Genomic DNA, 24,866 nt, shown 5'->3' on the forward strand with positions numbered 1-24,866 from the left:
GCAGTTGCGCGCCAAAACTTCTGTCTCGTGCCCCGGACGCAGCGCAGCAGCGTGAGAAAGCTGCAGCGCCTCCGGGACGCGAGAGTGCGTGAACTAAACCGGCTTCCCCGTATACGGCATCGACGCCGTCAGTCCGCCGTCCACCGGGAAGGCCTGGCCATTGACGTACGACGCCTCGTCGCTGGCCAAGAACAGTCCCATCGCGGCGAGCTCGTGCGGCTGGCCGGGGCGCTTGAGCGGATTGAGCTGGCCGATCTTGTCGGCGGTGCCGCGCTCCTTGGCGCGGTCGAAGATCGGCTTGGTCATGCCGGTCTCGATCAGGCCCGGGCACACCGCGTTGATGCGCACACCGGTGCCGGTGAGCGAATAGGCGGTGGTCTGCACCAGGGAGATGACGCCGGCCTTGCTCGCGGCATAGGGATGTCCGCTGGCGCCGGCCTTGAGGCCCGCGACGGACGCGGTGAGCACGATCGCGCCGGACTGCTGCTTCACCATGTGCGGCATCGCATGCTTCACCGCGAGAAACGGCCCGATCAGGTTGATGCGCAAGACTTCCTGCCATTGCTCGACGGTCTGCTCGCCGAGCGGAACGAGTCCGCCGGAGACGCCGGCATTGGCCCAGATCACGTCGAGCCGGCCGTGCGTCTTCACCGCCTTGTCGATCACGGCCATGACGTCCTTTTCGGAGCCCGCATCCGCCATCATGGCTTCCGCGACACCGCCGGCCTTCTTCACCTCGTCGACCGTCTCCTTCACCGCCTCGCTGCGATCGACCGCGATTAGCTTGGCGCCTTCCCTGGTGAACAGCAGCGCGGCCGCGCGGCCGATGCCGCTGCCGGCACCGGTGATGATGACGGATTTGCCTTGCAGACGGCCCATGCGGTTTCTCCCTTTGGTTCGCGCGCGACGCTTGCCGCGCGACGGAATTTCAAACAAGATTTCAAACGGTAAAGTGTCTTGAGACACGTTCGCTACTGACGTACAGCGACATCAGACGGGATGGAAGGGTTTCGATGGCAGGTGCAGACAAGCCCAAAGTGGTCACGACACGCTGGTGGTGGGTCCGTCACGCGCCCGTGCGCAATGACGGTGGCAACATCTACGGTCAGTCCGATCTCGCCTGCGACACCAGCGATACCTACGTCTTCAATGCTGTTGCCAAGGTGCTGCCACGCAAGGCGGTCTGGTATTCGAGCAATCTGATGCGCACCCATCAGACCGCCGAAGCGATCTGGGCGGCCGGATTCCCGAGGCCTGCATCGATGAAATGGGAGGCGGACCTCGCCGAACAAAACCTCGGCCGTTGGCAGGGCATGAACCGCGCCGAGTTCATCGCCAGCCGTCCCGTCGGCTCGAGCTGGTTTGCCGACATCAACGAGCCTGCACCCGGCGGCGAAAGCTTCATGGACCTCTACAACCGCACCCGCCGCACCATCGAGCGGATCAACAATGAGGCCGCCGGGCAGGACGTGATCGCGGTCGCACATGGCGGCACCATCAAGGCAGCGCTGGGGCTGGCGCTCGACAATCAGCCGGAGCGAGGGCTCGCGTTCGATATCGACAATTGCTCTGTGACGCGGCTCGACTATTTCGCAAGCCCCGAACGCAATGTCTGGCGGCTGCCGATGGTGAACCAGCAGCCGTGGATCGCGGACGATGCGCATGCGGCGATGCATCAACCCGCGGGACCGGAAGTCAAGAAGCTCGCCTGAGCAATTGCCCGGTCGCGCGGACGCGGCGTAAGCTTCAAGCAATCAAAACGTACTCTGGGAGAGAAACATGACCTTGTTCGACATGAAGGGGAAAGTCGCCGTCATCACTGGTTCGACGCGCGGCATTGGGCTTGCGATCGCCGAGCGCATGGCCGAGCACGGCGCCAAGGTGGTGATCTCCTCGCGCAAGGCCGACGTTTGCGACCAGGTCGCCAAGAGGATCAACGACAAGTTCGGCAAGGGCACGGCGGTGGCGATCGCCGCCAACATCTCGTCGAAGGAAAATCTGCAGAACCTCATCGACGAGAGCAACCGCGCCTTCGGCAAGATCGACGTGCTGGTCTGCAACGCCGCGTCGAACCCGTATTACGGCCCGCTCGCCGGCATCTCGGACGATCAGTTCAGGAAGATCCTGGACAACAACATCGTCGCCAACAACTGGCTGATCTCGATGGTGGTGCCGCAGATGATCGAGCGCAAGGATGGCTCGATCATCATCGTCTCCTCGATCGGCGGCCTGAAAGGCTCGACCATCCTCGGCGCCTACGCGATCTCGAAAGCCGCCGACATGCAGCTCGCGCGCAATTTGGCCTGCGAATATGGCCCGCACAATATCCGCGTGAACTGCATCGCGCCCGGCCTGATCAAGACCGATTTCGCGAAAGCGTTGTGGGACAATCCGGAGAACCTGAAAGCCTCGACTGCGCGTTCGCCGCTGCTGCGCATCGGCATCCCCGACGAGATCGCGGGCGCCGCGGTGTTCCTGGGCTCGAAGGCCGGCGACTTCATGACCGGCCAGACCATGGTGATCGACGGCGGCGCGACGATCAGTTGAGGCCCCAATAGGTGTCATCGCCCGTGAAGGCGGGCGATCCAGTACTCCGCGGCCTTCGTTGGAGAGCTCGCTCTCGCCACATCCGCCCCGGAGTACTGGATGCCCCGGTCAAGCCGGGGCATGACAGCGAAAATGTGATGCAGCGCCGCGCATAGCGGCGCCGCCTCAATCCACCGCCGCGTACACCAGATCCCGCACCAGCGTACGCGTATGATCGCGCTGCCCCGGGCCCTGGCTCATGAACACGACGAACAGATCCTCCTTCGGATCGATCCAGAAGAACGTCCCCGCGATGCCGCTCCAGAAAAACTGGCCGACGCTGCCGGGGAAGGGCGCGATGCCGGCTTCACGCCGCACCGCGAACCCGAGGCCGAAACCATGGCCAGGCGACAGCAGCGTGCCGTTGGTCACGACGTTCGGGCCGAGATGATCGGAGGCCATCAGCTCCAGCGTCTTGCGGCCGATGATCCTGTTGCCGTCGAGCGTGCCGCCATTGCGCAGCATCAGCGCGAAGCGGGCATAGTCCATCGTGGTGGAGACGAGGCCGCCGCCGCCGGACTCCATGATGGGCTGCTCGAGCATGTTGAACAGCGCGACCTTGTCGCCGGTCCAGGGATCGGCCGCGAATGGCTCGGCGAGCCTGTTGGCATTGACCTCCGCTGTCGCAAAGCCGGTCTCGGCCATCTGCAAGGGCGTGAGAATGCGCTCGGTGAGGTACGTGCCGAGCGACTTGCCGCTGACGACCTCGATGATGCGCCCGAGGATGTCGGTGGAGCGGCTGTAGTTGAACTCGTCGCCGGGGTGACAGACCAGCGGGAAGCTCGCGACCAGGGCGGCGTGCTCGGCATTGGTGATCTTGCGGCTGCGCACCCGCGAGTCCTGATAGATCTTGTGCACGGGGCCGTCGCCCTGGTGCTCGTAGGTCAGGCCGGAGGTGTGGCGGAGCAGGTCCTGCACCGTCATCGGGCGCTTCGGCGGAACCAGTTCCAGCTTGCCGCCGCTGACCACGCCGACCTTCTGGTTGGCGAACTCCGGGATGAATTTCGCGACGGGGTCGGCAAGGAGCAGGTGGCCGTCCTCGACCAGCGTCATGACGCCGACCGACACGATCGGCTTGGTCATCGAGAAAATGCGGAAGATCGAATCATGCGCCATCGGCGCCGCGCCCGTCGGGCTCTGTTTCCCGAGCGCCTCAAACCATCCGACCTGACCGTGCCGTGCCACCAGCACGGTGACGCCCGGCACGGTTCCCTTGTCGATCTCGCGCTTGAAGGCGTCCGACATGGTCTCGAGGCGAGGGCGCGACAGCCCGAGCGTCTCGGGGCGGGATTCCGGCAGAGGCGGGGTCTTCGCGGCGATCGAGGGGCGAGGGGCGGCTGTCGCGGACGCTTGGGCAGTCATGGGTACTCCCGGTGCTTATTATTGTTCGGAGCGGACTGTGGCCCAGAAGGCGCGGCACAAACAAGCGAAGCCAGCGCGCTTCACCCTTGCAATCCGGCCTTGCAATCCGGCCGCCCCTTGTGCTTCAAAGCGGCCTGATCCGCGCGGCAACGCAGGGTCCGTAGGAGTGTAGCTCAATTGGTAGAGCACCGGTCTCCAAAACCGGGGGTCGCAGGTTCGAGCCCTGCCACTCCTGCCAACCAATCAAACACTTAACTGGGATGTGGGCGATTAGCCGTCGGCTGGATATTGCTGGATGGCGCAGCCCTAGGCGATGATCTGCCGTTTCCAGATCGCCTCCGAAGGGCGATGTCGGCCACGGAATCTGCGCCGGAAGCCACGGCGTCCTCTGCTCCACGATATCGGCGACGAATGCCTCGGCCTGACGCCGAAACGCCCAACCTTGCCGCGAGACAATTCCGTGGGTTGTCCTGCTGATGGAGAACGACCTCCGCCTCCTGCTCGGCAAAAGGCGGTGGCAATTCGATGGTCAGCGCGCCCAGCTCGAACGCGTTGCTCAGCCCCTCGCGCCAGACGCCTTTGGATCCATTCGCGAGCTGCAGCGCGCAGGCGACGCCGTCGAGTCGAGTGTCACGGTCGCCGCGCCCGAGCTCTCGATGTTGCTTTCGGCGACTGCCGGCGGCGATCCGAGCACGTAGCGCGCGAGGTTGATGATATGGCTGAACACGTGTCGTAGCCGGCTCGCATCGTGCCCGGCAGTTCGGCGGCGGAATTGAAATTCCCGAACGTCGGCAAGACGTCCTGACGTTCGTATTAGTTGAAGAGCTTGTCCTCAGCCATGCCGCGACCCTGCGGCCGACTGGAGGCGGCTATTTCGCCGAGGGCGGAAAGTTCGTTGTGCCGTTGCCGAGCATTTCGACGATCGATCGGGCCGACTGACCTTGAGGGGGTCGCCAAAAGGGGCTGCAGGTGAGGGGGCCCCGGTGGTCTCGTTCTGCGAGGAACCGGCTGAGGCGCTGGGACTGCGCTTTGCAGGCGGCAGATAAGCCCTTGATCGGCCTGATCTCTGGTCGTTCGCCCGCGGAGGTCGTTTTGGGCGCGCGGGCCCTCTCTATCTTGACCTTTGGTCCCATCCGAAGTAGATACCGCGCACTCGCAGCCGGCCCGTTAGACGCGGATTTCCGGCGCGGCTTTGAATCCCCGAACAATCGAGCCCGATTTCCGGCTCATCCTTCGACAGAGGGCTGGGCCAACGGCGGCTGTTCGGATCCCTGAAATTCATTCGCGTCTGTCGACGGACGTTGGACATCAAACGATGGCAGTCAGCCCGTTCAAGTTCTTGCAGGAAGTCCGCTCGGAGACCGCCAAGGTCACCTGGCCGACCCGCCGCGAGACCACGATCACCACCATCATGGTGTTCGTCATGGTCGCCGTGGCCTCGATCTTCTTCTTCGCCGCCGACCAGATCATCCGCGTCCTCATCACCTTCCTTCTGGGCATTCACTGATGGCAACAGCAACGGCTCAATTGTCTGACAAGCGCTGGTACATCGTCCACGCCTATTCGAACTTCGAGAAGAAGGTCGCCGAATCGATCCGCGAGCAGGCCAAGCAGCGCGGGCTCGAGGAGCTGTTCGAGCTGGTGCTGGTTCCGACCGAGAAGGTCACGGAAGTGCGCCGCGGCCGCAAGATCGACGCCGAGCGCAAGTTCTTCCCGGGCTACGTGCTGGTGAAGATGAAGCTGACCGACGAGGCGTTTCATCTGATCAAGAACACGCCGAAGGTGACCGGCTTCCTCGGCGCGGAAAACAAGCCGATGCCGATCTCGGAAGCCGAGGCCATGCGCATTCTGCACCAGGTGCAGGAGGGCGTGGAACGGCCGAAGGCGTCGGTGTCGTTCGAGATCGGCGAGAACGTGCGCGTGGCCGATGGCCCGTTTGCCTCGTTCTCGGGTGTGGTCGAGGAAATCGACGAGGCGCGCTCGCGCGTGAAGGTCGCGGTGTCGATCTTCGGCCGCGCCACGCCGGTCGAACTGGAATTCGGTCAGGTCGAGAAGGTCTGATCGGGTAGGCGTGAGGCTTCGGTCTCGCGTAACAAGAGGCCGTGGGAGGGAGAGGGCGGTCGCCAGCCGCCTCCGACCCAGACCACGAACCTGAAACCGCCGGCCCAGGCCGGCCCACCAGGAGTGATACATGGCAAAGAAAGTGACCGGATACCTGAAGCTTCAGGTCCCGGCCGGTGCGGCGAATCCTTCGCCCCCGATCGGTCCCGCGCTCGGTCAGCGCGGTCTCAACATCATGGAGTTCTGCAAGGCGTTCAACGCCCAGACCCAGAAGGAAGAGAAAAACACCCCGATTCCCGTCGTGATTACGATCTACGCCGATCGTTCCTTCACGTTCGAGATGAAGACGCCGCCGATGTCCTTCTTCCTCAAGCAGGCTGCCAAGATCCAGTCCGGCTCCAAGGCGCCGGGCCGTGACAAGGCGGGTGCGGTGACCAAAGCGCAGGTGCGCGAGATCGCCGAGAAGAAGATGAAGGATCTCAATTGCGATTCCATCGAAGCGGCCATGAAGATGGTCGAGGGCTCTGCCCGCTCGATGGGTCTGGAAGTGGCAGGGTAAGCGGTCATGGCAATCGGAAAACGTTTGAACAAAGCCCGCGAAGGTATTGATCGCGAAAAGCTTTACCCGCTCGCAGACGCCATCAAGATGGTCAAGGAACGCGCGAAAGCGAAGTTCGACGAGACCATCGAGGTCGCGATCAATCTCGGCGTCGATCCGCGTCACGCCGACCAGATGGTCCGCGGCGTTGTGACCCTGCCGAACGGCACCGGCCGTACGCTCCGCGTCGGCGTGTTCGCCCGCGGCGCCAAGGCCGACGAGGCCAAGGCTGCCGGAGCCGACGTCGTCGGCGCCGAGGACCTGGTCGAGAAGGTGCAGAACGGCACGATCGATTTCGATCGTTGTATTGCGACCCCCGACATGATGCCGCTGGTCGGTCGTCTCGGTAAGGTGCTGGGCCCGCGCGGCCTGATGCCGAACCCGAAGATCGGCACCGTGACCATGGACGTCACCGGCGCCGTGAAGGGCGCCAAGGGCGGCTCGGTCGAGTTCCGCGTCGAGAAGGCCGGCATCCTGCAGGCTGGCGTCGGCAAGGCCTCGTTCACCGAGGAAAAACTGGTCGAAAACATCAAGGCCTTGGCTGACGCTGTCTCCAAGGCCAAGCCGGCCGGTTCCAAGGGCACCTACATCCAGCGCGTTGCGGTGTCCTCGTCGATGGGCCCCGGCGTGAAGGTCGAGCCGGGCACCATTCTCGGCTAAGGTTTGCAAATGACATGAGGCGAGGGGCGGAATTGGGCAACCGATTCCGCCCCTCGTCGTTTGTGACGGCGTTCACCGGAAACAAGAACAATGACTGACAAGGTCCTGATCTACTCGCGCTTTCCCAAGACGATGATGGCGCGCTTCGCCGAGCGGTTCGAGCTGCTCGACACCGGCGGCAAGCCGGCGCGGGAGATGTTTTCGGCCGACGCGCTCGGCGATATCCGTGCAGTGCTCACCGCCGGCGGAACGCCGCTGGGCGCGGAGGCGATGGACCTGTTTCCCAAGCTCGGTGCCATCGTCTGCTACGGCACCGGCTATGACGGTGTTGACCTGAAGGCCGCTGCTGCCCGCAATATTGCGGTCGGACATAGCCCGGGTGCCAATGCGGCCTCCGTCGCCGACATCGCGATGACCCTGATGCTCGCGGCGACGCGGCGAATCCTGGTGGCCGACCAGTACGTCCGAAGCGGCGATTGGGCCGCGTCAAAGCCCTCGCCGATGATGCGCCCGCAGGCCGGGATGCCGGGCCGCCGCATCGGGGTCTACGGCATGGGCGAGATCGGCCGCAAGATCGCAGCGCGCTGCGCGTCCTTCGAGAGCGAGATCGGCTATTTCAGCCGCAGCAGGTACGATCTGCCCTATCAATATTTCCCGACCTTGGAGGCGCTGGCCGACTGGTGCAGCGTGCTGATGATCGCGGTCCGGGCAGGAGCCGAGACCCAGCATGCCGTCAGCGCCGATATCCTCAAGCGCCTCGGGGCGGACGGCTATGTCGTCAACATCTCCCGCGGCTCGGTGATCGATGAGAAAGCCCTGGTGCTGGCGCTCACCCAGAAGACCATCGCTGGAGCCGGTCTCGATGTCTATGACAAGGAACCGCACGCTCCTGACGCGCTGACGGCACTGCCCAACGTCGTGTTCTCCCCCCATATTGGCGGCCACACCCTGGAATCGCACGTCGCCATGCAGAACTGCGTGCTGGCGAACCTGACCGCGTTTTTCGAGGGCAAGAAGTTGCCTTACGCGGTCAAATGAGCGGAAACCGGCCCTTTTCGGCCATGGTTAAGCGCGAGCGGCAACGGATTGGAACTGGTGTGAATTTTGCTCTTGGCAAGCAGGCCCCGAGCGGTTAAAGAACCGCTTCCGGACGTGCCGGCCTCGGCTGGCGCGTTCGTGCACGCATTCCGAAAACAAGCGATGGAGATCATTCCTTTTCAGGGCGTCCGTGAGGATTTGCTGGAAAGGGAGGGAAAACCGTCGGGTGTGGGGTGCGGGCAGAGGTCGGGCGGTTCGCCGGCTGACCTTGTCCTGTCCAAGACTGCAGGCGCCCGCGGGGAATTCCGATTTCTCAACGGCTTAATCGCATGGCCTGCATAGACGGGTGAAGACCGGATTTCACTTCGTGGCCACCTTAGGGTCGGTTGCGGAATGGGTTTGGTTCGGACCTCGACACGCCGTGGGCTCTAACGGGCTCTCGGAGGGCAGGCTTTGAATTGTCGTCTTGCCCGGCGTGTCCGATGGGTTTGGCCCTGAGGTTCAGGTTTGGGCGGGACGATGGGTGCAACCCGGCGGTCCCGCTTTCGCGATGACCGCCAACCGGAAAGAGCTTGCTGTGGAACGAGCGGCAAAAAAGGAAGCGGTCGAACAGCTCAATGGGGTCTTCAAGACCACGAGCGTCGCGGTCGTTGCCCAATATTCCGGCCTGACCGTTGCCCAGATGCAGAAGCTGCGCTCGCAGATGAAGCAGGCTGGCGCCTCGGTGAAGGTCTCGAAGAACCGTCTCGCCAAAATTGCTCTTGAAGGCACTGACGTCGTTGCCATCGGCCCCATGCTGAAGGGACCGACCGTGATCGCCACTTCGGACGATCCGGTAGCGGCGCCAAAGGTCGCCGTCGAATTCGCCAAGGCGAACGAAAAGTTCGTCATCATTGGCGGCTCGATGGGAACGACCGTCCTGAATGTCGACGGCGTGAAGGCACTTGCCTCGCTGCCGTCGCTTGACGAACTGCGCGCCAAGATCGTCGGCCTGCTTGTGGCCCCGGCGACCAAGATCGCTCAGCTCGCCAACGCGCCCGCGGGCAAGCTCGCGCGTGTCATTCAGGCTTATGCCTCAAAGAGCGAAGCGGCCTGACGCCCTTCGCAAAACTCAAACCCGAACCAGACTTACATTCAAGGAAACTGAACAATGGCTGACCTGCAGAAGATCGTTGACGACCTCTCGAGCCTCACCGTGCTCGAAGCTGCCGAACTCGCGAAGCTCCTCGAAGAGAAGTGGGGCGTTTCGGCTGCCGCGGCTGTCGCCGTGGCCGGCCCGGCTGGTGGTGGCGCTGCCGCCGCTCCGGCCGAAGAGAAAACCGAGTTCACGGTCGTTCTTGCCGCTGCCGGCGACAAGAAGATCGAGGTCATCAAGGAAGTCCGCGCCATCACCGGCCTGGGCCTGAAGGAAGCAAAGGACCTCGTCGAGGGCGCGCCGAAGCCTGTCAAGGAAGGCGTGAACAAGGACGAAGCCGAGAAGCTCAAGGCCCAGCTCGAGAAGGCTGGCGCGAAGGTCGAGCTCAAGTAAGCAGCGCTTACTGACACGAGATCCCGGTGAGCATCATCGCAACCGGGGTCTCGGTCCGCTCCCTGAAAGGGCGGGCCAGATGCAAAAGGCGTGCGACGGAACGACCCGACGCAGGCCGAACACGAAAAAGTGTGGGGATTTGAGGGTTTGTCCCTCGAATCTGCACTAATGTCGCCCCATATCGGGTCGGCAGCACGAAAGCGCGGTGGGCAGGGATGCCGCATTCCCTGTAAGCCGTGGGGAGAGCAAGCTATTTCGGGCTTTTGCAGTCCGTGAAGAGGTTGGTTGTGACGGGCGGGCGCGCTCCTGCGCCCCGCGCGTCGTTTTGCGTTTTGAAGGTCTGAAGAACAGATTCAGGACATTCCTACCTGAAACTGAGTCTCCGGCCCCCAAGACGGGTTCGAAAAATTCAACCCAGGGAGCGGCGGTCGCCGCGTTCCGGAGGGCGCGCCCAAATCGGGCGACGAAAATGAGAGGCCACGATGGCGCAGCAGACATTCACCGGTCGCAAACGCGTTCGCAAGTTCTTCGGACACATCAAGGAAGTCGCCGAGATGCCGAACCTCATCGAGGTTCAGAAGGCGTCCTATGACCAGTTCCTGATGGTCGACGAGCCCCAGGGCGGTCGATCGGACGAGGGCTTGCAGGCGGTGTTCCGCTCGGTGTTCCCGATCTCCGACTTCTCGGGCACCTCGATGCTGGAATTCGTCCGCTACGAGTTCGAGCCGCCGAAATACGACGTCGACGAGTGCCGCCAGCGCGGCATGACCTTCGCGGCCCCCCTCAAGGTGACGCTACGCCTCATCGTGTTCGATATCGACGAGGAAACCGGCGCGAAGTCGGTCAAGGACATCAAGGAGCAGGACGTCTACATGGGCGACATCCCGCTCATGACGATGAACGGCACCTTCATCGTCAACGGCACCGAGCGCGTCATCGTCTCGCAGATGCACCGTTCGCCGGGCGTGTTCTTCGACCACGACAAGGGCAAGACCCATTCGTCGGGCAAGCTGCTGTTCGCCGCTCGCGTGATCCCATATCGCGGCTCCTGGCTCGACATCGAGTTCGACGCCAAGGACATCGTCTATGCGCGTATCGACCGTCGCCGCAAGCTTCCGGTGACGTCGCTGATGTTCGCGCTTGGTCTCGACGGCGAGGCGATCCTCAGCACCTTCTACAAGAAGATCCAGTACAAGCGGATCAAGGAAGGCTGGCGCGTTCCGTTCGACGCCAATCGTTTCCGCGGCTACTCGACCATCAACGACCTGATCGACGCCGATACCGGCAAGGTCGTGCTCGAAGCCGGCAAGAAGCTCACCGTGCGCGGTGCGCGTCAGATGCAGGAGAAGGGGCTGAAGGCGCTGCGCCTCTCGGATGCTGAGCTCGTCGGCAACTACATCGCCGAGGACCTCGTCAATCCCAAGACCGGCGAGATCCACGCGGAAGCCGGTGAAGAGATCACCGACAAGTCGATCAAGGTTCTCAACGAGCACGGCTACAAGGAGCTGCCGCTGCTCGACATCGACCACGTCAATGTCGGCGCCTACATCCGCAACACCCTCGCGGCCGACAAGAACATGACGCGCGAGGACGCGCTGTTCGACATCTACCGCGTGATGCGTCCCGGCGAGCCGCCGACGCTGGATTCGGCGCAGGCAATGTTCCAGTCACTGTTCTTCGACGCCGAGCGCTACGACCTCTCGGCGGTCGGTCGCGTCAAGATGAACATGCGCCTCGACCTCGATGCGCCCGACACCCAACGCACGCTCCGCAAGGAAGACATCCTCTCCGTCATCAAGACGCTGGTGGATTTGCGCGACGGCAAGGGCGAGATCGACGACATCGACCATCTCGGCAATCGCCGTGTGCGTTCGGTCGGCGAGCTCATGGAGAACCAGTACCGCATCGGCTTGCTCCGCATGGAGCGCGCGATCAAGGAGCGCATGTCTTCGGTCGACATCGACACGGTCATGCCGCAGGACCTGATCAACGCCAAGCCGGCGGCCGCCGCCGTGCGCGAGTTCTTCGGCTCCTCGCAGCTCTCGCAGTTCATGGACCAGACCAACCCGCTGTCGGAGATCACCCACAAGCGCCGCCTGTCGGCACTTGGACCGGGCGGTCTGACCCGCGAGCGCGCCGGCTTCGAGGTCCGCGACGTGCATCCGACGCATTACGGCCGCATCTGCCCGATCGAGACGCCGGAAGGTCCGAACATCGGCCTGATCAACTCGCTCGCGACCTTCGCGCGCGTGAACAAGTACGGCTTCGTCGAGACGCCTTACCGCAAGGTCAAGGACGGCCGCGTCACCGACGAGGTCGTGTACCTCTCGGCGATGGAAGAGGGCCGCTACACGGTCGCGCAGGCCAACGTGCCGCTCGATCCGAAGGGCCGCTTCACCGAAGATCTCGTGGTCTGCCGTCACGCCGGCGAAGTCTTGCCGGTCACCCCGGACAAGGTCGACTACATGGACGTGTCGCCGAAGCAGCTCGTTTCGGTCGCGGCCGCGCTGATCCCGTTCCTCGAGAACGACGACGCCAACCGCGCGCTGATGGGCTCGAACATGCAGCGCCAGGCGGTGCCGCTGGTTCGCGCCGAAGCGCCGTTCGTCGGCACCGGCATGGAAGGCGTGGTTGCGCGTGACTCGGGTGCTGCGATCGCGGCGCGCCGTTCGGGCGTGATCGACCAGATCGACGCCACCCGCGTCGTGATCCGCGCCACGGAAGATCTCGATCCGACCAAGTCGGGCGTCGATATCTACCGGCTGATGAAGTACCAGCGCTCCAACCAGTCGACCTGCATCAACCAGCGTCCGCTGGTGAAGGTCGGCGACATTGTCAAGAAGGGCGACATCATCGCCGACGGTCCGTCGACCGATCTCGGCGAGCTCGCGCTCGGCCGGAACGTGCTCGTCGCGTTCATGCCGTGGAACGGCTACAACTTCGAAGACTCGATCCTGCTCTCCGAGCGGATCGTGAAGGAAGACGTGTTTACCTCAATTCATATCGAAGAATTCGAGGTAATGGCCCGCGACACCAAGCTCGGACCCGAGGAAATCACCCGCGACATTCCGAACGTCTCGGAAGAAGCGCTGAAGAACCTCGACGAAGCCGGCATCGTGTACATCGGCGCGGAAGTACGCGCCGGTGACATCCTGGTCGGCAAGATCACGCCGAAGGGCGAAAGCCCGATGACGCCGGAAGAAAAGCTCCTGCGCGCCATCTTCGGCGAGAAGGCTTCCGACGTCCGCGACACCTCGCTGCGCGTTCCTCCGGGCGTGCAGGGCACCATCGTCGAAGTGCGCGTGTTCAACCGGCACGGCGTCGACAAGGACGAGCGTGCGCTGGCGATCGAGCGGGAAGAGATCGAGCGTCTGGCCAAGGACCGCGACGACGAGCAGGCGATCCTGGACCGCAACGTCTACAACCGTCTTGCCGAGCTGCTCGAAGGACGGCAGGGCATCGCCGGTCCGAAGGGCTTCAAGAAGGACACCAAGATCACCCGTGCGGTGCTCGAGGAGTACCCGAAGTCGCAGTGGTGGCTGTTCGCTTCGCCGAACGACAAGCTGATGGCCGAGATCGAGGCCATGCGGAAGCAGTACGACGAGTCGAAGAAGGGGCTGGAACAGCGCTTCCTCGACAAGGTCGAAAAGCTTCAGCGCGGTGACGAATTGCCGCCCGGCGTGATGAAGATGGTCAAGGTCTTCGTCGCGGTGAAGCGCAAGATCCAGCCCGGCGACAAGATGGCCGGCCGCCACGGCAACAAGGGCGTGGTGTCGAAGATCGTGCCGATCGAGGACATGCCGTTCCTCGAAGACGGTACGCATGCCGACATCGTGCTCAATCCGCTCGGCGTGCCATCGCGCATGAACGTCGGACAGATCCTCGAGACCCATCTCGGCTGGGCCTGTGCCGGCCTCGGCAAGCGTATCGGCCAGACGGTCGATGCCTATTTGTCGAAGCAGGACATCCGGCCGCTGAAGGAAACCTTGAAGAAGGTCTACGGCGAGGACGAGACGATCAAGTCGCTCAACGACAACGAGTTGATCGAGCTCGGCCACAATCTGAGCCGCGGCGTTCCGATCGCGACGCCGGTGTTCGACGGCGCCAAGGAAGCCGACATCGAGGAGATGCTGAAGCTTGCCGGTCTGGACGCTTCGGGCCAGTCGACCGTCTATGACGGCCGCACCGGCGACGCCTTCGACCGCAAGGTGACGGTGGGCTACATCTACATGCTCAAGCTGCACCATCTCGTCGACGACAAGATCCACGCGCGTTCGATCGGTCCGTACTCGCTCGTTACCCAGCAGCCGCTGGGCGGCAAGGCGCAGTTCGGCGGTCAGCGCTTCGGCGAAATGGAAGTGTGGGCGCTCGAGGCTTACGGCGCGGCGTACACGCTCCAGGAGATGCTGACCGTGAAGTCGGACGACGTCGCCGGCCGTACCAAGGTGTACGAGGCGATCGTGCGTGGCGACGACACCTTCGAGGCCGGTATTCCGGAATCGTTCAACGTGCTGGTCAAGGAAATGCGCTCGCTCGGCCTCAACGTCGATCTGCACAATTCCAAGGTCGGACCGGGGACGGCGGAAGCGGCCGAGTAATACGACCCTCATGCCCGGCCTGAATGGCCGGGCATCGGCGCCCAGTCCTGGAATCGCGAGGGCAGGGCGCCCCGCATAGTGATTTTCGAATTTGCTGCCGGAGGCGACCGGCACGCGAGGAGAAGACGATGAACCAAGAAATTATGAATCTCTTTAATCCGACGACGCCGGCTCAGGTCTTCGACCAGATCCGGATCTCGATCGCGAGCCCCGAGAAGATTCTGTCCTGGTCGTACGGCGAGATCAAGAAGCCGGAAACCATCAACTACCGTACCTTCAAGCCCGAGCGCGACGGCCTATTCTGCGCCCGCATCTTCGGGCCGATCAAGGACTACGAGTGCTTGTGCGGCAAGTACAAGCGCATGAAGTACAAGGGCATCATCTGCGAGAAGTGCTCGGTCGAGGTCACGCTGTCGCGCGTCCGGCGCGAGCGCATGGGCCATATCGAGCTCGCGGCCCCCGTCGCCCACATCTGGTTCCTGAAGTCGCTGCCCTCGCGCATCGGCCTCCTGCTCGACATGACGTTGAAGGATCTCGAGCGGATCCTCTATTTCGAATATTACGTCGTGCTCGAGCCGGGCCTCACCGCGCTGAAGGACCGTCAGCTCTTGTCGGAAGACGAGTATCTGAAGGCGCAGGACGAATACGGCCAGGATTCCTTTACCGCCATGATCGGCGCGGAAGCGATTCGCGAGCTGCTCAAGGGCATGGACCTCGAGAAGCTCGAGCTGACCTTGCGTGCGGAGATGCAGGAGACCGACTCCGACATCAAGCACAAGAAGCTCGCCAAGCGCCTGAAGATCGTGGAAGCGTTCCGCCACTCCGGCAACAAGCCGGAATGGATGATCATGACGGTGGTTCCGGTGATTCCGCCGGACCTGCGTCCGCTGGTGCCGCTGGATGGCGGCCGCTTCGCGACCTCGGACCTCAACGATCTCTACCGCCGCGTCATCAACCGCAACAACCGCCTGAAGCGGCTGATGGAGCTGCGCGCGCCGGACATCATCATCCGCAACGAGAAGCGCATGCTTCAGGAGGCTGTCGACGCGCTGTTCGACAACGGCCGCCGTGGCCGCGTCATCACCGGTGCCAACAAGCGTCCGCTGAAGTCGCTCGCCGACATGCTCAAGGGCAAGCAGGGCCGGTTCCGTCAGAACCTGCTCGGCAAGCGCGTCGACTATTCGGGCCGTTCGGTGATCGTGGTCGGTCCCGAGCTGCGCCTGCATCAGTGCGGTCTGCCGAAGAAGATGGCGCTCGAACTGTTCAAGCCGTTCATCTACTCGCGGCTTGACGCCAAGGGCCTGTCCACCACCGTGAAGCAGGCCAAGAAGCTGGTCGAGAAGGAGCGGCCCGAGGTCTGGGACATCCTGGACGAGGTCATCCGCGAGCATCCCGTGCTGCTCAACCGCGCACCGACGCTGCATCGCCTCGGCATCCAGGCGTTCGAGCCCGTGCTGATCGAGGGCAAGGCGATCCAGCTCCACCCGCTGGTCTGCGCCGCGTTCAACGCCGACTTCGACGGCGACCAGATGGCCGTGCACGTTCCGCTGTCGCTGGAAGCGCAGCTGGAAGCGCGCGTCCTGATGATGTCGACCAACAACATCCTGCATCCGGCGAACGGCCAGCCGATCATCGTGCCGTCGCAGGACATCGTGCTCGGTCTCTACTACGTCTCCATCATGCGCGAAGGCCTGCCCGGCGAGGGCAAGATCTTCGGCGAGATGGCGGAGCTCGAGCACGCGCTGCACGCGAAGGTCATCCACCTCCACACCAAGATCAAGTACCGGTGGGAAGGCATCGACGAGACCGGCAAGATCTCCAGGCGCTGGATCGAGACCACCGCCGGCCGCGTCATGCTGGGCAATTTGCTGCCGAAGAACCCGCGCGTTCCGTACGAGATCATCAACAAGCTGATGACCAAGCGCGAGATCTCCGGCGTCATCGACCAGGTCTACCGCCACTGCGGCCAGAAGGAGACGGTGATCTTCTGCGACCGCATCATGGCGCTCGGCTTCTACAACGCGTTCAAGGCCGGCATCTCGTTCGGCAAGGACGACATGGTCGTGCCGCACTCCAAGTGGAAGATCGTCGACGCTACCCGTACGCTGGCGAAGGATTTCGAGCAGCAGTACAACGACGGTCTGATTACCCATGGCGAGAAGTACAACAAGGTCGTCGACGCCTGGTCGAAGGCCACGGAAGAAATCGCCAAGGCGATGATGAAGGAGATCTCCTCGACCAAGAAGACGGCGAGTGGGGCGGATGCCGACATCAACTCGATCTACATGATGGCTCACTCCGGTGCCCGCGGTTCGCCGGCCCAGATGCGCCAGCTCGCCGGCATGCGCGGCCTGATGGCCAAGCCGTCGGGCGAGATCATCGAGACGCCGATCATCTCGAACTTCAAGGAAGGCCTCTCGGTGCTCGAGTACTTCAACTCGACCCACGGCGCCCGCAAGGGCCTCGCGGACACCGCGTTGAAGACCGCGAACTCCGGCTATCTGACCCGTCGTCTCGTCGACGTCGCGCAGGATTGCATCATCACGCAGGACGATTGCGGCACCAAGCTCGGCATCAAGATGCGCGCCATCGTCGATGCCGGCACCGTGGTCGCTTCGCTCGGCTCGCGCATCCTCGGACGCACGGCCTGCGAAGACGTGCGTGACAGCACGGGCAAGGTGATCTTCAAGCGCGGTACGCTGATGGAAGAGAGCCATCTGGATGCCATCCATCAGGGCGGCGTCCAGGAGGTGAAGATCCGCTCGGCGCTGACCTGCGAGCTCGTCAACGGCATCTGCGGCAAGTGCTACGGCCGCGATCTCGCTCGCGGCACGCCGGTCAACCACGGCGAAGCGGTCGGGGTCATCGCGGCCCAGTCGATCGGCGAGCCGGGCACCCAGCTCACCATGCGCACCTTCCACATCGGCGGTGCGGCGCAGCTGAACGAGCAATCTTTCGTCGAATCCAACTTCGACGGCAAGATCGTGATCAGGAACAAGGCCATCGCCCGCAATAGCGAAGGCCACCTGGTCGCGATGGTTCGCAACATGGTGATCGCGATCGTCGATGCCGACGGCACCGAGCGTGCGACGCACCGTATTCAGTACGGTTCGCGCCTGCACGTCGACGAGGGCGACATGGTCAAGCGTGGCCAGCGTATCGTGGAATGGGATCCCTACACCCGTCCGCTCCTCACCGAGGTCGAAGGTACTATCGGCTTCGAGGATCTGGTCGAGGGACAGTCGATCTCGGAAACGCTCGACGAGGCCACCGGTATTGCCAAGCGCGTGGTCATCGACTGGCGCTCGATGCGCGGCGGCGGGGACCTGCGTCCCGCCATCGTGATCAAGGGCAAGGACGGCAAGGTGCTCAAGCTCGCCCGTGGCGGCGATGCCCGCTACATGCTGTCGGTCGATGCCATTCTGTCGGTCGATGTCGGCGCCAAGGTCCAGGCGGGCGACATTCTCGCCCGTGTCTCGACCGAAAGCGCCAAGACGCGCGACATCACCGGCGGTCTGCCGCGGGTGGCGGAACTGTTCGAGGCTCGGCGTCCGAAGGATGCGGCGATCATCGCCGAAATCGCGGGCACCATCCGGTTTGGGCGCGACTATAAGAACAAGCGTCGCATCTCGATCGAGCCGATGGACAAGACCGAAGAGGCGCGCGAGTACCTGATCCCGAAGGGCAAGCACATCCACCTTCAGGACGGCGACGTCGTCGAAAAGGGCGACTTCATCGTGGAAGGCAATCCGGCGCCGCACGACATTTTGGCGGTCAAGGGCATCGAGGAACTCGCGGCCTATCTGGTCAACGAGATCCAGGAGGTCTATCGGCTCCAGGGCGTGCTCATCAACGATAAGCACATCGAGGTGATCGTCCGTCAGATGCTCCAGAAGGTGGAAGTCACCGACCAGGGCGACACGGACATGATCTCGGGCGAGCAGATCGACAAGATCGAGTTCGACCAGATCAACGCGAAGGCCAAGGAAGAGGGCAAGAAGATCGCCACGGGGACGCCGGTTCTGCTCGGCATCACCAAGGCGAGCCTTCAGACCCGCTCCTTCTTCTCGGCGGCCTCGTTCCAGGAGACCACCCGAGTCCTCACGGAAGCGGCGGTCAACGGCAAGGTCGATCCGCTCGAAGGCCTCAAGGAGAACGTCATCGTCGGCCGGCTGATTCCGGCAGGCACCGGCGCCTCCATGGCGAAGATCCGCGAAGTCGCTGTGAAGCGCGACAAGATGATCCTCGACGAGCGCGAGAAGCAGGCGGCGGTCGTGCCGCCGGCGCCGGAAGTGGAGCCGATGGCGCTGCCACCTGCGGAATGATCGTTCATCCGTAGGAATACCGAGGACACTGAAAAGGCCGGCGAAAGCCGGCCTTTTTGCTGCTTTGTTTCCCTGTTGCGGTGCAGGATCAACCTTTGTTCATCTTTCCTTCAGGCGCAAAAGCGCTTCTGCTAGGAGAGCTTAGACCGGTGGTCCCGTGAAGGGGGCGGGCCGGAGACCACGGAATTCTCATGCTTGATCTCGCAATCGTAGGCGGCGGCCCCGGCGGGCTGATGAGCGCTTGGTATCTGAAGCGCAAGCTTGGCGACCTCTGCCGCGTCACCATCTACGAGGCATCCGACCGGCTCGGCGGCAAGATCGTCACGCGCAAATTCGATTCCGCGCCCGCGATGTACGAGGCCGGCGTTGCCGAGATCTACGACTACTCGATGACCGGGCCGGATCCGTTGCGCGAGTTGATCCAGCATTTCGGCCTGCAGACCATTCCGATGGATGCCGAGCAGGTGCAGTTCGGCGGTGAGCTCCTCAACGACGTCGCGGGCATGCGCCGCAAATACGGTGCCAAGACCGCAGCCGCAATCGAGGCGTTCCGTAAGCGCTGCGCCGAGGCGATGACGCCGATCGAGTACTACGAGGGTGTCGGCGCGCACGACAACGAGAATCCCTGGGCCTACAAGACCGCCGAACAGGTGCTCGACGAGGAGGTCGAGGACGAGACCGCAAAGCGATTCTTCAAGGTGATGGCGCGCTCGGACCTCGCGACCGAGAGCCACAACACCAACGGGCTCAACGCGCTCAAGAACTACCTGATGGATGTCGACGGCTATATCGGCCTCTATTCCATCCAGAACGGCAACGAGCAGCTCATCGAGTGCCTCCAGTCGGAGGTCAATGCCGACATCCAGCTCAATCACCGAATCCTCACGGTCGGCAAGGCGCCGACCGGCCGCTATCAACTCAAGATGATGAACGGCAAGGGGCCGGAGACGCGCGACTTCGACCTTGTGCTGGTCTGTCTGCCGCATTCCTGGCTTGGGACCGTCGGCTGGGAAGGCGAACAGCTCCGCAAGTCGATGGTCAAGCACGTCGCGTACTTCGACCGTCCTGCGCACTATTTGCGTGTCTCGATCCTGTTCGACACGCCGTTCTGGGGCGACAAGATCGCCGGCGCCTGGTTCATGTCGGAAGCCTTTGGCGGTTGCTGCGTCTATAACGAGGGCGCCCGCCATGATGTGGGCAAGCACGGCGTGCTGAACTGGCTGATTCCGGGCTCCGATGCGCTGGCCTTTGCGAATCTTTCCGACCGGGAGCTGATCGATGCCGCGCTGAAATCGCTTCCGGCATCGCTCGGCGATGCACGCGCGCATTTCATGGAAGGCAAGATCCACCGCTGGCTGTCCTCGGTGAACGCGATTCCGGGCGGCTTGCCCGTGCGCGACGTCATGACCAACCACCGGCCCGAGCCGAAGGAACATCCCGGAATCGTGGTGGTCGGCGACTATCTGTTCGACTCGACGCTGAACGGCCTGCTCGATTCCTCGGACGCGGCGACCGACATCATCTTGACCGAGATGATGCGCTTGCGCCGCGAGCGTTCCCAGGACGACAAGCCGCTCTCGGACAAGATCGATCGTGCCTATTTTGACAATTATCGCGGCCAGGGCCCCTACAGCGAGGTGTGGCAACACTTCACGGATCCCGACTATCTCACAAAACTGATCGGCATCGTCTGGGGCAAGGCCAAAGGCACGAAGCTCTTGATCGCGGGCTCGGCCAGCGGCGAGCTTGTCGGCGCGCTACGTGATCGCGGCATCGATGCCTTCGGTATCGAGAACAACCGCACCATTCACGCCAGAACGCCGAAGGCGCTGAGGAAGTACAACAAGCTCGGTTCGATCACCGACATGCCGTTCAAGGATGGTGCGTTCGACTTCGTGTTCGAGACCAGCCTCTGCCATGTTTCCCCGAAGCAGGTGGTCCGTGCGATCAGGGAGCTGAACCGTGTGGTCAAGACCGGGCTCGTGTTCGGCTCGATCACCTCGGACATGGCGCCGGCACTGATCGACCGCTACGACCTTCTGCGCGGCGTCAAGAAGCTCGGCACCTGGTGGGAATGGTCCGAACTGTTCTTCGGCAACGGCTTCGAGCTGTCGATGCACCGCAAGGACTGCACGGACGCGCTCTGGGAGACGACGCTCGCCGCCAACAAGGGACCGGGCCAGTGGTACGCCGACGCCGATTCCTTGCGCTATTCCTTTTTCGACAAGGTCGAGGATGAGGAAGACGACTAGCCGCCTGAAGCGGGCGCCTTCGCCAATTGTTTTGCCGAATTCATCTTGATCGCATAGAATCGATGCAGTAGCGGTTGGCGCTATTTCCTGCTTTCTCTGCGGTCATGCCGGCCGTCAGCATCGGTTGGTTTCATGGCGTCCAAGCCCCTCCCGCCCGACAAACAGAAGCTCGCCGCGGAAGAGGCGGCCGAGCTCGACGACAAGCTTGTCCCTACCGCCAAGCCGGACCTTGAAGACGACGAGGACGATGAAGACGAGGAGGATGGCGGGCTGGAGCTCGATGACGACGATGAGGACGAGGACCTCGTCGTCTTTACCGCGCGCGAGGCCGCCGGCGCGCTCGCGACCATCCTGGGTTTCGTCAAACCCTTCCTGTTCAACTACAAGCAGATGCTGTCCTTCGTGGCGTTCGGCGTCTTCGTCGAGACGCTCTTCAACGTCATCATGCCGCTCAGCCTGAAGTACCTGATCGACGACGCGCTCGGCGAGGAGGATTTTCAGGCGCTGTACAAGATCCTCGGCGTGCTCGCGGTCGCGGGCATATTCACCTCGATCGTCGCGGTCTGGTACGAGCGCTGGGATGCGCGGCTCGCGGCGTGCATCATTTCCGACGTCCGCAAACGGCTGTTCGAGCACGTCCAGGACCTGCCGGCGGCCTATTTCGGCCGCACCAAGCGCGGCGAGATCCTGTCGCGCTTCTCAGTCGACCTCGCGGCCTTCGAGGGTTCGGTCAAGACCTTCGCCAACAGCGCGGCATTGCCGTTCCTGGAGCTGATCGCGGGCATCATCCTGATGGTGTTCCTGAACTGGCAGCTCGCGGCGGTTGCGCTGCTGGTGTTCCCGATCACGCTGATCGGTCCCCGCATGCTGACGCCGAAGGCTGTCCAGGCGAATTACGAGCAGAAGCTCAATGAATCTGCGCTGCTCGGCATGGTGCAGGAGAACGTGGCGGCGCAGGCCGTGATCAAGGCGTTCAGCCTGCAACGCCGGATGTTCGGCTTCTTCAAATTCCGCAACGACGAGACGCGAAACAGGATGGCCTCGGCGGCGTTCCTGTCGACCATGGTGGAGCGGACGGTCACCATCTCGGTGCTGCTCTTGCATCTCGTCGTGCTCGCGATCGGCGCATATCTGGCGACGAAGGGGCAGATTACCATCGGCACCTTCGTCACCTTCGAGAGTGCGTTCTGGGAGGTGTCCTACAACATCGCCCATGTGATGCATTTCATCCCCGTGTCGATCTCCGCGGCAGCCGCGATCCGTCATATGCAGGAGTTGCTCGACGAGCCCACGCGCAGCGCCGATCGTGCCGGCGCGCCCGATCTGCCCCGCATCACCAACGACATCACCTTCGACCACGTGACGTTCCAGTACGAAGGCAGCCAGACGCCAGTGCTGGACAATCTCAGCCTCAAGCTCAATGTCGGCAAGCGCATTGCCATCGTCGGTCCGTCCGGCTCCGGCAAGAGCACGCTGCTGAATCTGATCCTGCGGCTCTATGTGCCGGACGAGGGGCGCGTCACCATCGACGGCGTCGACGTCCGCAAGGTGACGCTGGACTCCCTGCGCCGGAGCATGGCGGTGGTGTTCCAGGAGAATATGCTGTTCAACATGTCGATCCGGGAGAACATTCGGCTCGGCAAGGAGGGCGCGACCGATGAGGAGGTGGAGGAGGCGGCCAAGAAAGCCGAGATCCACCGTTACATCATGAGCCTGCCGCAACGATACGACACGCCGGTGGGCGAGCGCGGCGATACCTTGTCGGGCGGCCAGCGCCAGCGCATCGCGATCGCGCGCGCGGTCATCCGTAATCCTTCCGTGCTGCTGCTCGACGAAGCCACTTCGGCGCTCGACCAGACCACGGAAGCTGCGATCAACCGCACGCTGCTGAAGGTCGCCAAGGGCCGCACCATGATCTGGTCAACCCACCGCCTGACCTCGGTGGTCGAGATGGACGAGATCATCGTGATTTCAGGGGGCAGGGCGATCGAGCGCGGCTCACATGCCGAGCTGCTCGCCAAGAACGGCACCTATCGCAAGCTGTGGAACGACCAGATCCACCAACCGCATGGCGCGCCGGCTCACGTCGACGAGGACAGCGACGAAGACGACGAGGATGAAGACGACCTCGACGAGGACGATGAGGAGGAGTGACCGAGGAAGTTCGGCTCCAGATCGAAGGCTGCTCCAAGCGGCCGCAATAGTCCCTGAACCGACCAGGCAATGAAGCGTGCCCAGCGCTGCGCCGTCCAATAAGGGCTTGTCGCAATGGAGACTGAGCGGAAATCGAAGGCCTTCGCGGCCGACCAATCGTCGCACTCCCGCTTGACCGGGTCTGCGTAGAAGGCGGCGATCTTGCTTGTATCCATCCCGTCGGAGGCCAGCCACTGCGGGATATAGACGTTGCAGAGCCGCTCGACGTCGGTGAAGACCTTGTCGCACCCGGTGCCGGCGGCCGGGCAGGAGGTCGAGAAGGCATCGCCCACCAGCACGAGACCCGGCTGGCCGCTGGCATCGTTCACATAGAGATCGACCGGACGGATTTTCAGCTCACTGGGAATGTCGAATGGTCCGGTGATGTGCTTGAGCCGTGGCAGCGCAGCGTTCAACGTCTCGGCCGGCGCGCGGCGCAGCTCACGCAGCCAGGGATCGTCGAAGCTGCGATAGACGAACAGATTGGCGCGCATCCGCGTCCCGATCGGAAAAAGCGTGAGGTAGGGGATGCGGTCGCTCGGCCGTTCCGAGAAATAGGTCAGCGCAGGGAAGTCGAACGAGTCCCGTCCCGCGGGCACCACGTCGAACCCGATCGAAATCGAATGGCAGGCACTGACGACTTTTCGGGCGATTCCCAGCTGGTGGCGCAGGCCGACATTGAGTCCGTTGGCGAGCACGACCAGCCGGGCGGAGACCATCGCGTCGTTGGAGAGAGTGACCTTCTGCCGCTCCGCACTCGTCTCGACCGAGACAGCCTTGGCGCAGATGCGCTCGACGCCGGCAGGAATTTCGTCGCGGACAGCGTTGACGAGGGAATCGTAGAGGATGTTGAACTGCCGGCTCGGCGCCTTGTCGAGAAGGCGGCCGAAGCGCGCGATCCAGTTCTCACCCACAAAGGTCGCGCGGTGCAACACCGATTCGGCGATTCCCGTCTGCAGGAATCGCCCAACCTGCACGTGACCGCTGAGTTTTTCGACCCGAAAGTCCGCCGAATAGCTCTCATGCGGATCGATCAGGATGGTCGAAATGCCGCTACGGCCGAGCATCGCGGCGGCGGTCGAGCCGGACAATCCCCCGCCGATAATGGCAATGTCGGTGTACCGCATGGCGCTAATCTCTGCCCAAGGCGGCACATTGGCGCTCCAACAGGAAAGAAAGCCTTAGCCAATGGTTATAAAAGTATATTTAACCCGGGTATAAATAGGTTTCGAGGTGGCGCGACGCGCTCTTCGTTTCCATCTCACGAAGGCGCAGCGAGCGGCCCAAGAAGCGATTTCGGCAGGTGCGGGAAGCGCTTCTGACTGACGTTTCGCCTTGACTTGACCGACTCCCACTTATAGAACCCCCTCACTTAACGACAGGCGGTGAGCATCGCCAACGTCGGAACGGGCCACCTGTTTGATCCCCTGGGATCACCAAGACAGGCACCAACCTCGACGAATGCCGCTCAAACGCTGTCGATCATAGCTAGGCAATGCCAGTGCGATTTTAGTTCTCTTGAGCATGTTCTCTCGAGATCGAATTCGGATGCATGACCTCGGTGCGCGGGCCGCAGCTTCAAGCTGACCGGTTCAACTACTGCGGTCCTCTGTGGCGTCGAAGCGCTTTCCGCCCGTTGACGGGTGGTTGGCGCGATTTCGCTTT

17 protein-coding genes and 1 tRNA gene are annotated in these 24,866 nt (G+C 62.9%); 15 read left to right on the top strand and 3 right to left on the bottom strand.

All coding sequences use genetic code 11. The annotated features are described in order from the left end of the window. Positions 1 to 93: 93 nt before the first annotated feature. Entirely contained in the window at positions 94 to 879 is a 786-nt protein-coding gene (locus IVB07_RS15690) for an SDR family oxidoreductase (RefSeq protein ID WP_018456438.1), read from the bottom strand. Between the two features lie 134 nt (positions 880 to 1,013). Between IVB07_RS15690 and IVB07_RS15695 the strand changes: the two genes are divergently transcribed. Next, positions 1,014 to 1,712 carry a histidine phosphatase family protein gene (locus tag IVB07_RS15695; protein ID WP_018456439.1) on the top strand — a complete coding sequence of 233 codons (699 nt, stop codon included), beginning with the start codon at positions 1,014 to 1,016 and terminating at the stop codon, positions 1,710 to 1,712. A gap of 67 nt (positions 1,713 to 1,779) precedes the next feature. Next, a complete protein-coding gene (locus tag IVB07_RS15700) occupies positions 1,780 to 2,547 on the top strand; it encodes an SDR family oxidoreductase (RefSeq protein ID WP_018456440.1) in 768 nt (255 codons plus the stop codon). Between the two features lie 165 nt (positions 2,548 to 2,712). On the opposite strand, the gene IVB07_RS15705 is transcribed toward IVB07_RS15700, so the two are convergent. Continuing rightward, a complete protein-coding gene (locus tag IVB07_RS15705; protein WP_018456441.1) occupies positions 2,713 to 3,948 on the bottom strand; it encodes a serine hydrolase domain-containing protein in 1,236 nt (411 codons plus the stop codon). A 162-nt stretch (positions 3,949 to 4,110) separates the two neighbouring features. Here IVB07_RS15705 and IVB07_RS15710 point away from each other — a divergent pair. The 13 genes from IVB07_RS15710 to IVB07_RS15770 all read left to right on the top strand — a co-directional run bounded on the left by IVB07_RS15710 (position 4,111) and on the right by IVB07_RS15770 (position 23,162). Continuing rightward, positions 4,111 to 4,186: transfer RNA gene (locus IVB07_RS15710), tRNA-Trp, on the top strand. Between the two features lie 238 nt (positions 4,187 to 4,424). Then, the gene (locus IVB07_RS15715) at positions 4,425 to 4,646 is read left to right on the top strand and encodes a hypothetical protein (RefSeq protein ID WP_018456442.1); all 222 of its coding nucleotides are present in this window, start codon (positions 4,425 to 4,427) and stop codon (positions 4,644 to 4,646) included. Positions 4,647 to 5,263: 617 nt separating this feature from the next. Beyond that, on the top strand, positions 5,264 to 5,455 hold the full coding sequence (gene secE, locus IVB07_RS15720) for a preprotein translocase subunit SecE (protein ID WP_007602984.1): 192 nt from the start codon (positions 5,264 to 5,266) through the stop codon (positions 5,453 to 5,455). Further along, positions 5,455 to 6,009 carry a transcription termination/antitermination protein NusG gene (nusG, locus tag IVB07_RS15725; protein WP_007602985.1) on the top strand — a complete coding sequence of 185 codons (555 nt, stop codon included), beginning with the start codon at positions 5,455 to 5,457 and terminating at the stop codon, positions 6,007 to 6,009. Before secE ends, nusG begins: the two co-directional genes overlap by 1 nt. A 130-nt stretch (positions 6,010 to 6,139) precedes the next feature. Next, positions 6,140 to 6,568 (top strand): 50S ribosomal protein L11, encoded by a 429-nt coding sequence (gene rplK, locus IVB07_RS15730; RefSeq protein WP_018456444.1) that lies wholly within the window; start codon positions 6,140 to 6,142, stop codon positions 6,566 to 6,568. A gap of 6 nt (positions 6,569 to 6,574) precedes the next feature. Continuing rightward, positions 6,575 to 7,267 carry a 50S ribosomal protein L1 gene (gene rplA / locus IVB07_RS15735; RefSeq protein ID WP_007602988.1) on the top strand — a complete coding sequence of 231 codons (693 nt, stop codon included), beginning with the start codon at positions 6,575 to 6,577 and terminating at the stop codon, positions 7,265 to 7,267. 90 nt (positions 7,268 to 7,357) lie between these two features. After that, on the top strand, positions 7,358 to 8,305 hold the full coding sequence (locus IVB07_RS15740; protein ID WP_018456445.1) for a 2-hydroxyacid dehydrogenase: 948 nt from the start codon (positions 7,358 to 7,360) through the stop codon (positions 8,303 to 8,305). A 577-nt stretch (positions 8,306 to 8,882) separates the two neighbouring features. Further along, positions 8,883 to 9,401, top strand: coding sequence for a 50S ribosomal protein L10 (gene rplJ / locus IVB07_RS15745; protein ID WP_026233178.1), 519 nt, complete (start codon positions 8,883 to 8,885; stop codon positions 9,399 to 9,401). Positions 9,402 to 9,455: 54 nt separating this feature from the next. Beyond that, positions 9,456 to 9,833 (top strand): 50S ribosomal protein L7/L12, encoded by a 378-nt coding sequence (gene rplL / locus IVB07_RS15750; RefSeq protein ID WP_007602994.1) that lies wholly within the window; start codon positions 9,456 to 9,458, stop codon positions 9,831 to 9,833. Between the two features lie 482 nt (positions 9,834 to 10,315). Beyond that, positions 10,316 to 14,431 carry a DNA-directed RNA polymerase subunit beta gene (gene rpoB, locus IVB07_RS15755; protein WP_018456447.1) on the top strand — a complete coding sequence of 1,372 codons (4,116 nt, stop codon included), beginning with the start codon at positions 10,316 to 10,318 and terminating at the stop codon, positions 14,429 to 14,431. 128 nt (positions 14,432 to 14,559) lie between these two features. Then, positions 14,560 to 18,756 (top strand): DNA-directed RNA polymerase subunit beta', encoded by a 4,197-nt coding sequence (gene rpoC, locus IVB07_RS15760; protein WP_026233179.1) that lies wholly within the window; start codon positions 14,560 to 14,562, stop codon positions 18,754 to 18,756. 191 nt (positions 18,757 to 18,947) lie between these two features. After that, the gene (locus IVB07_RS15765) at positions 18,948 to 21,008 is read left to right on the top strand and encodes an FAD-dependent oxidoreductase (protein ID WP_018456449.1); all 2,061 of its coding nucleotides are present in this window, start codon (positions 18,948 to 18,950) and stop codon (positions 21,006 to 21,008) included. Between the two features lie 132 nt (positions 21,009 to 21,140). Continuing rightward, positions 21,141 to 23,162, top strand: a complete 2,022-nt coding sequence (locus IVB07_RS15770; RefSeq protein ID WP_018456450.1) for an ABC transporter ATP-binding protein — start codon at positions 21,141 to 21,143, stop codon at positions 23,160 to 23,162. Here IVB07_RS15770 and IVB07_RS15775 read toward each other — a convergent pair. Further along, the gene (locus IVB07_RS15775; RefSeq protein ID WP_085351283.1) at positions 23,090 to 24,328 is read right to left on the bottom strand and encodes an NAD(P)/FAD-dependent oxidoreductase; all 1,239 of its coding nucleotides are present in this window, start codon (positions 24,326 to 24,328) and stop codon (positions 23,090 to 23,092) included. The genes IVB07_RS15770 and IVB07_RS15775 overlap by 73 nt on opposite strands. Between the last annotated feature and the right edge of the window lie 538 nt (positions 24,329 to 24,866).

Source organism: Bradyrhizobium sp. 172 (assembly GCF_023101065.1).
Classification (GTDB): domain Bacteria; phylum Pseudomonadota; class Alphaproteobacteria; order Rhizobiales; family Xanthobacteraceae; genus Bradyrhizobium; species Bradyrhizobium canariense_D.

Bases quoted from the DNA above. Each gene is read 5' to 3' on its own strand.
- IVB07_RS15690 (WP_018456438.1), bottom strand. From the start codon at position 879: ATGGGCCGTCTGCAAGGCAAATCCGTCATCATCACCGGTGCCGGCAGC.
- IVB07_RS15695 (WP_018456439.1), top strand. From the start codon at position 1,014: ATGGCAGGTGCAGACAAGCCCAAAGTGGTCACGACACGCTGGTGGTGG.
- IVB07_RS15700 (WP_018456440.1), top strand. From the start codon at position 1,780: ATGACCTTGTTCGACATGAAGGGGAAAGTCGCCGTCATCACTGGTTCG.
- IVB07_RS15705 (WP_018456441.1), bottom strand. From the start codon at position 3,948: ATGACTGCCCAAGCGTCCGCGACAGCCGCCCCTCGCCCCTCGATCGCC.
- IVB07_RS15715 (WP_018456442.1), top strand. From the start codon at position 4,425: ATGGAGAACGACCTCCGCCTCCTGCTCGGCAAAAGGCGGTGGCAATTC.
- secE (WP_007602984.1), top strand. From the start codon at position 5,264: ATGGCAGTCAGCCCGTTCAAGTTCTTGCAGGAAGTCCGCTCGGAGACC.
- nusG (WP_007602985.1), top strand. From the start codon at position 5,455: ATGGCAACAGCAACGGCTCAATTGTCTGACAAGCGCTGGTACATCGTC.
- rplK (WP_018456444.1), top strand. From the start codon at position 6,140: ATGGCAAAGAAAGTGACCGGATACCTGAAGCTTCAGGTCCCGGCCGGT.
- rplA (WP_007602988.1), top strand. From the start codon at position 6,575: ATGGCAATCGGAAAACGTTTGAACAAAGCCCGCGAAGGTATTGATCGC.
- IVB07_RS15740 (WP_018456445.1), top strand. From the start codon at position 7,358: ATGACTGACAAGGTCCTGATCTACTCGCGCTTTCCCAAGACGATGATG.
- rplL (WP_007602994.1), top strand. From the start codon at position 9,456: ATGGCTGACCTGCAGAAGATCGTTGACGACCTCTCGAGCCTCACCGTG.
- rpoB (WP_018456447.1), top strand. From the start codon at position 10,316: ATGGCGCAGCAGACATTCACCGGTCGCAAACGCGTTCGCAAGTTCTTC.
- rpoC (WP_026233179.1), top strand. From the start codon at position 14,560: ATGAACCAAGAAATTATGAATCTCTTTAATCCGACGACGCCGGCTCAG.
- IVB07_RS15765 (WP_018456449.1), top strand. From the start codon at position 18,948: ATGCTTGATCTCGCAATCGTAGGCGGCGGCCCCGGCGGGCTGATGAGC.
- IVB07_RS15770 (WP_018456450.1), top strand. From the start codon at position 21,141: ATGGCGTCCAAGCCCCTCCCGCCCGACAAACAGAAGCTCGCCGCGGAA.
- IVB07_RS15775 (WP_085351283.1), bottom strand. From the start codon at position 24,328: ATGCGGTACACCGACATTGCCATTATCGGCGGGGGATTGTCCGGCTCG.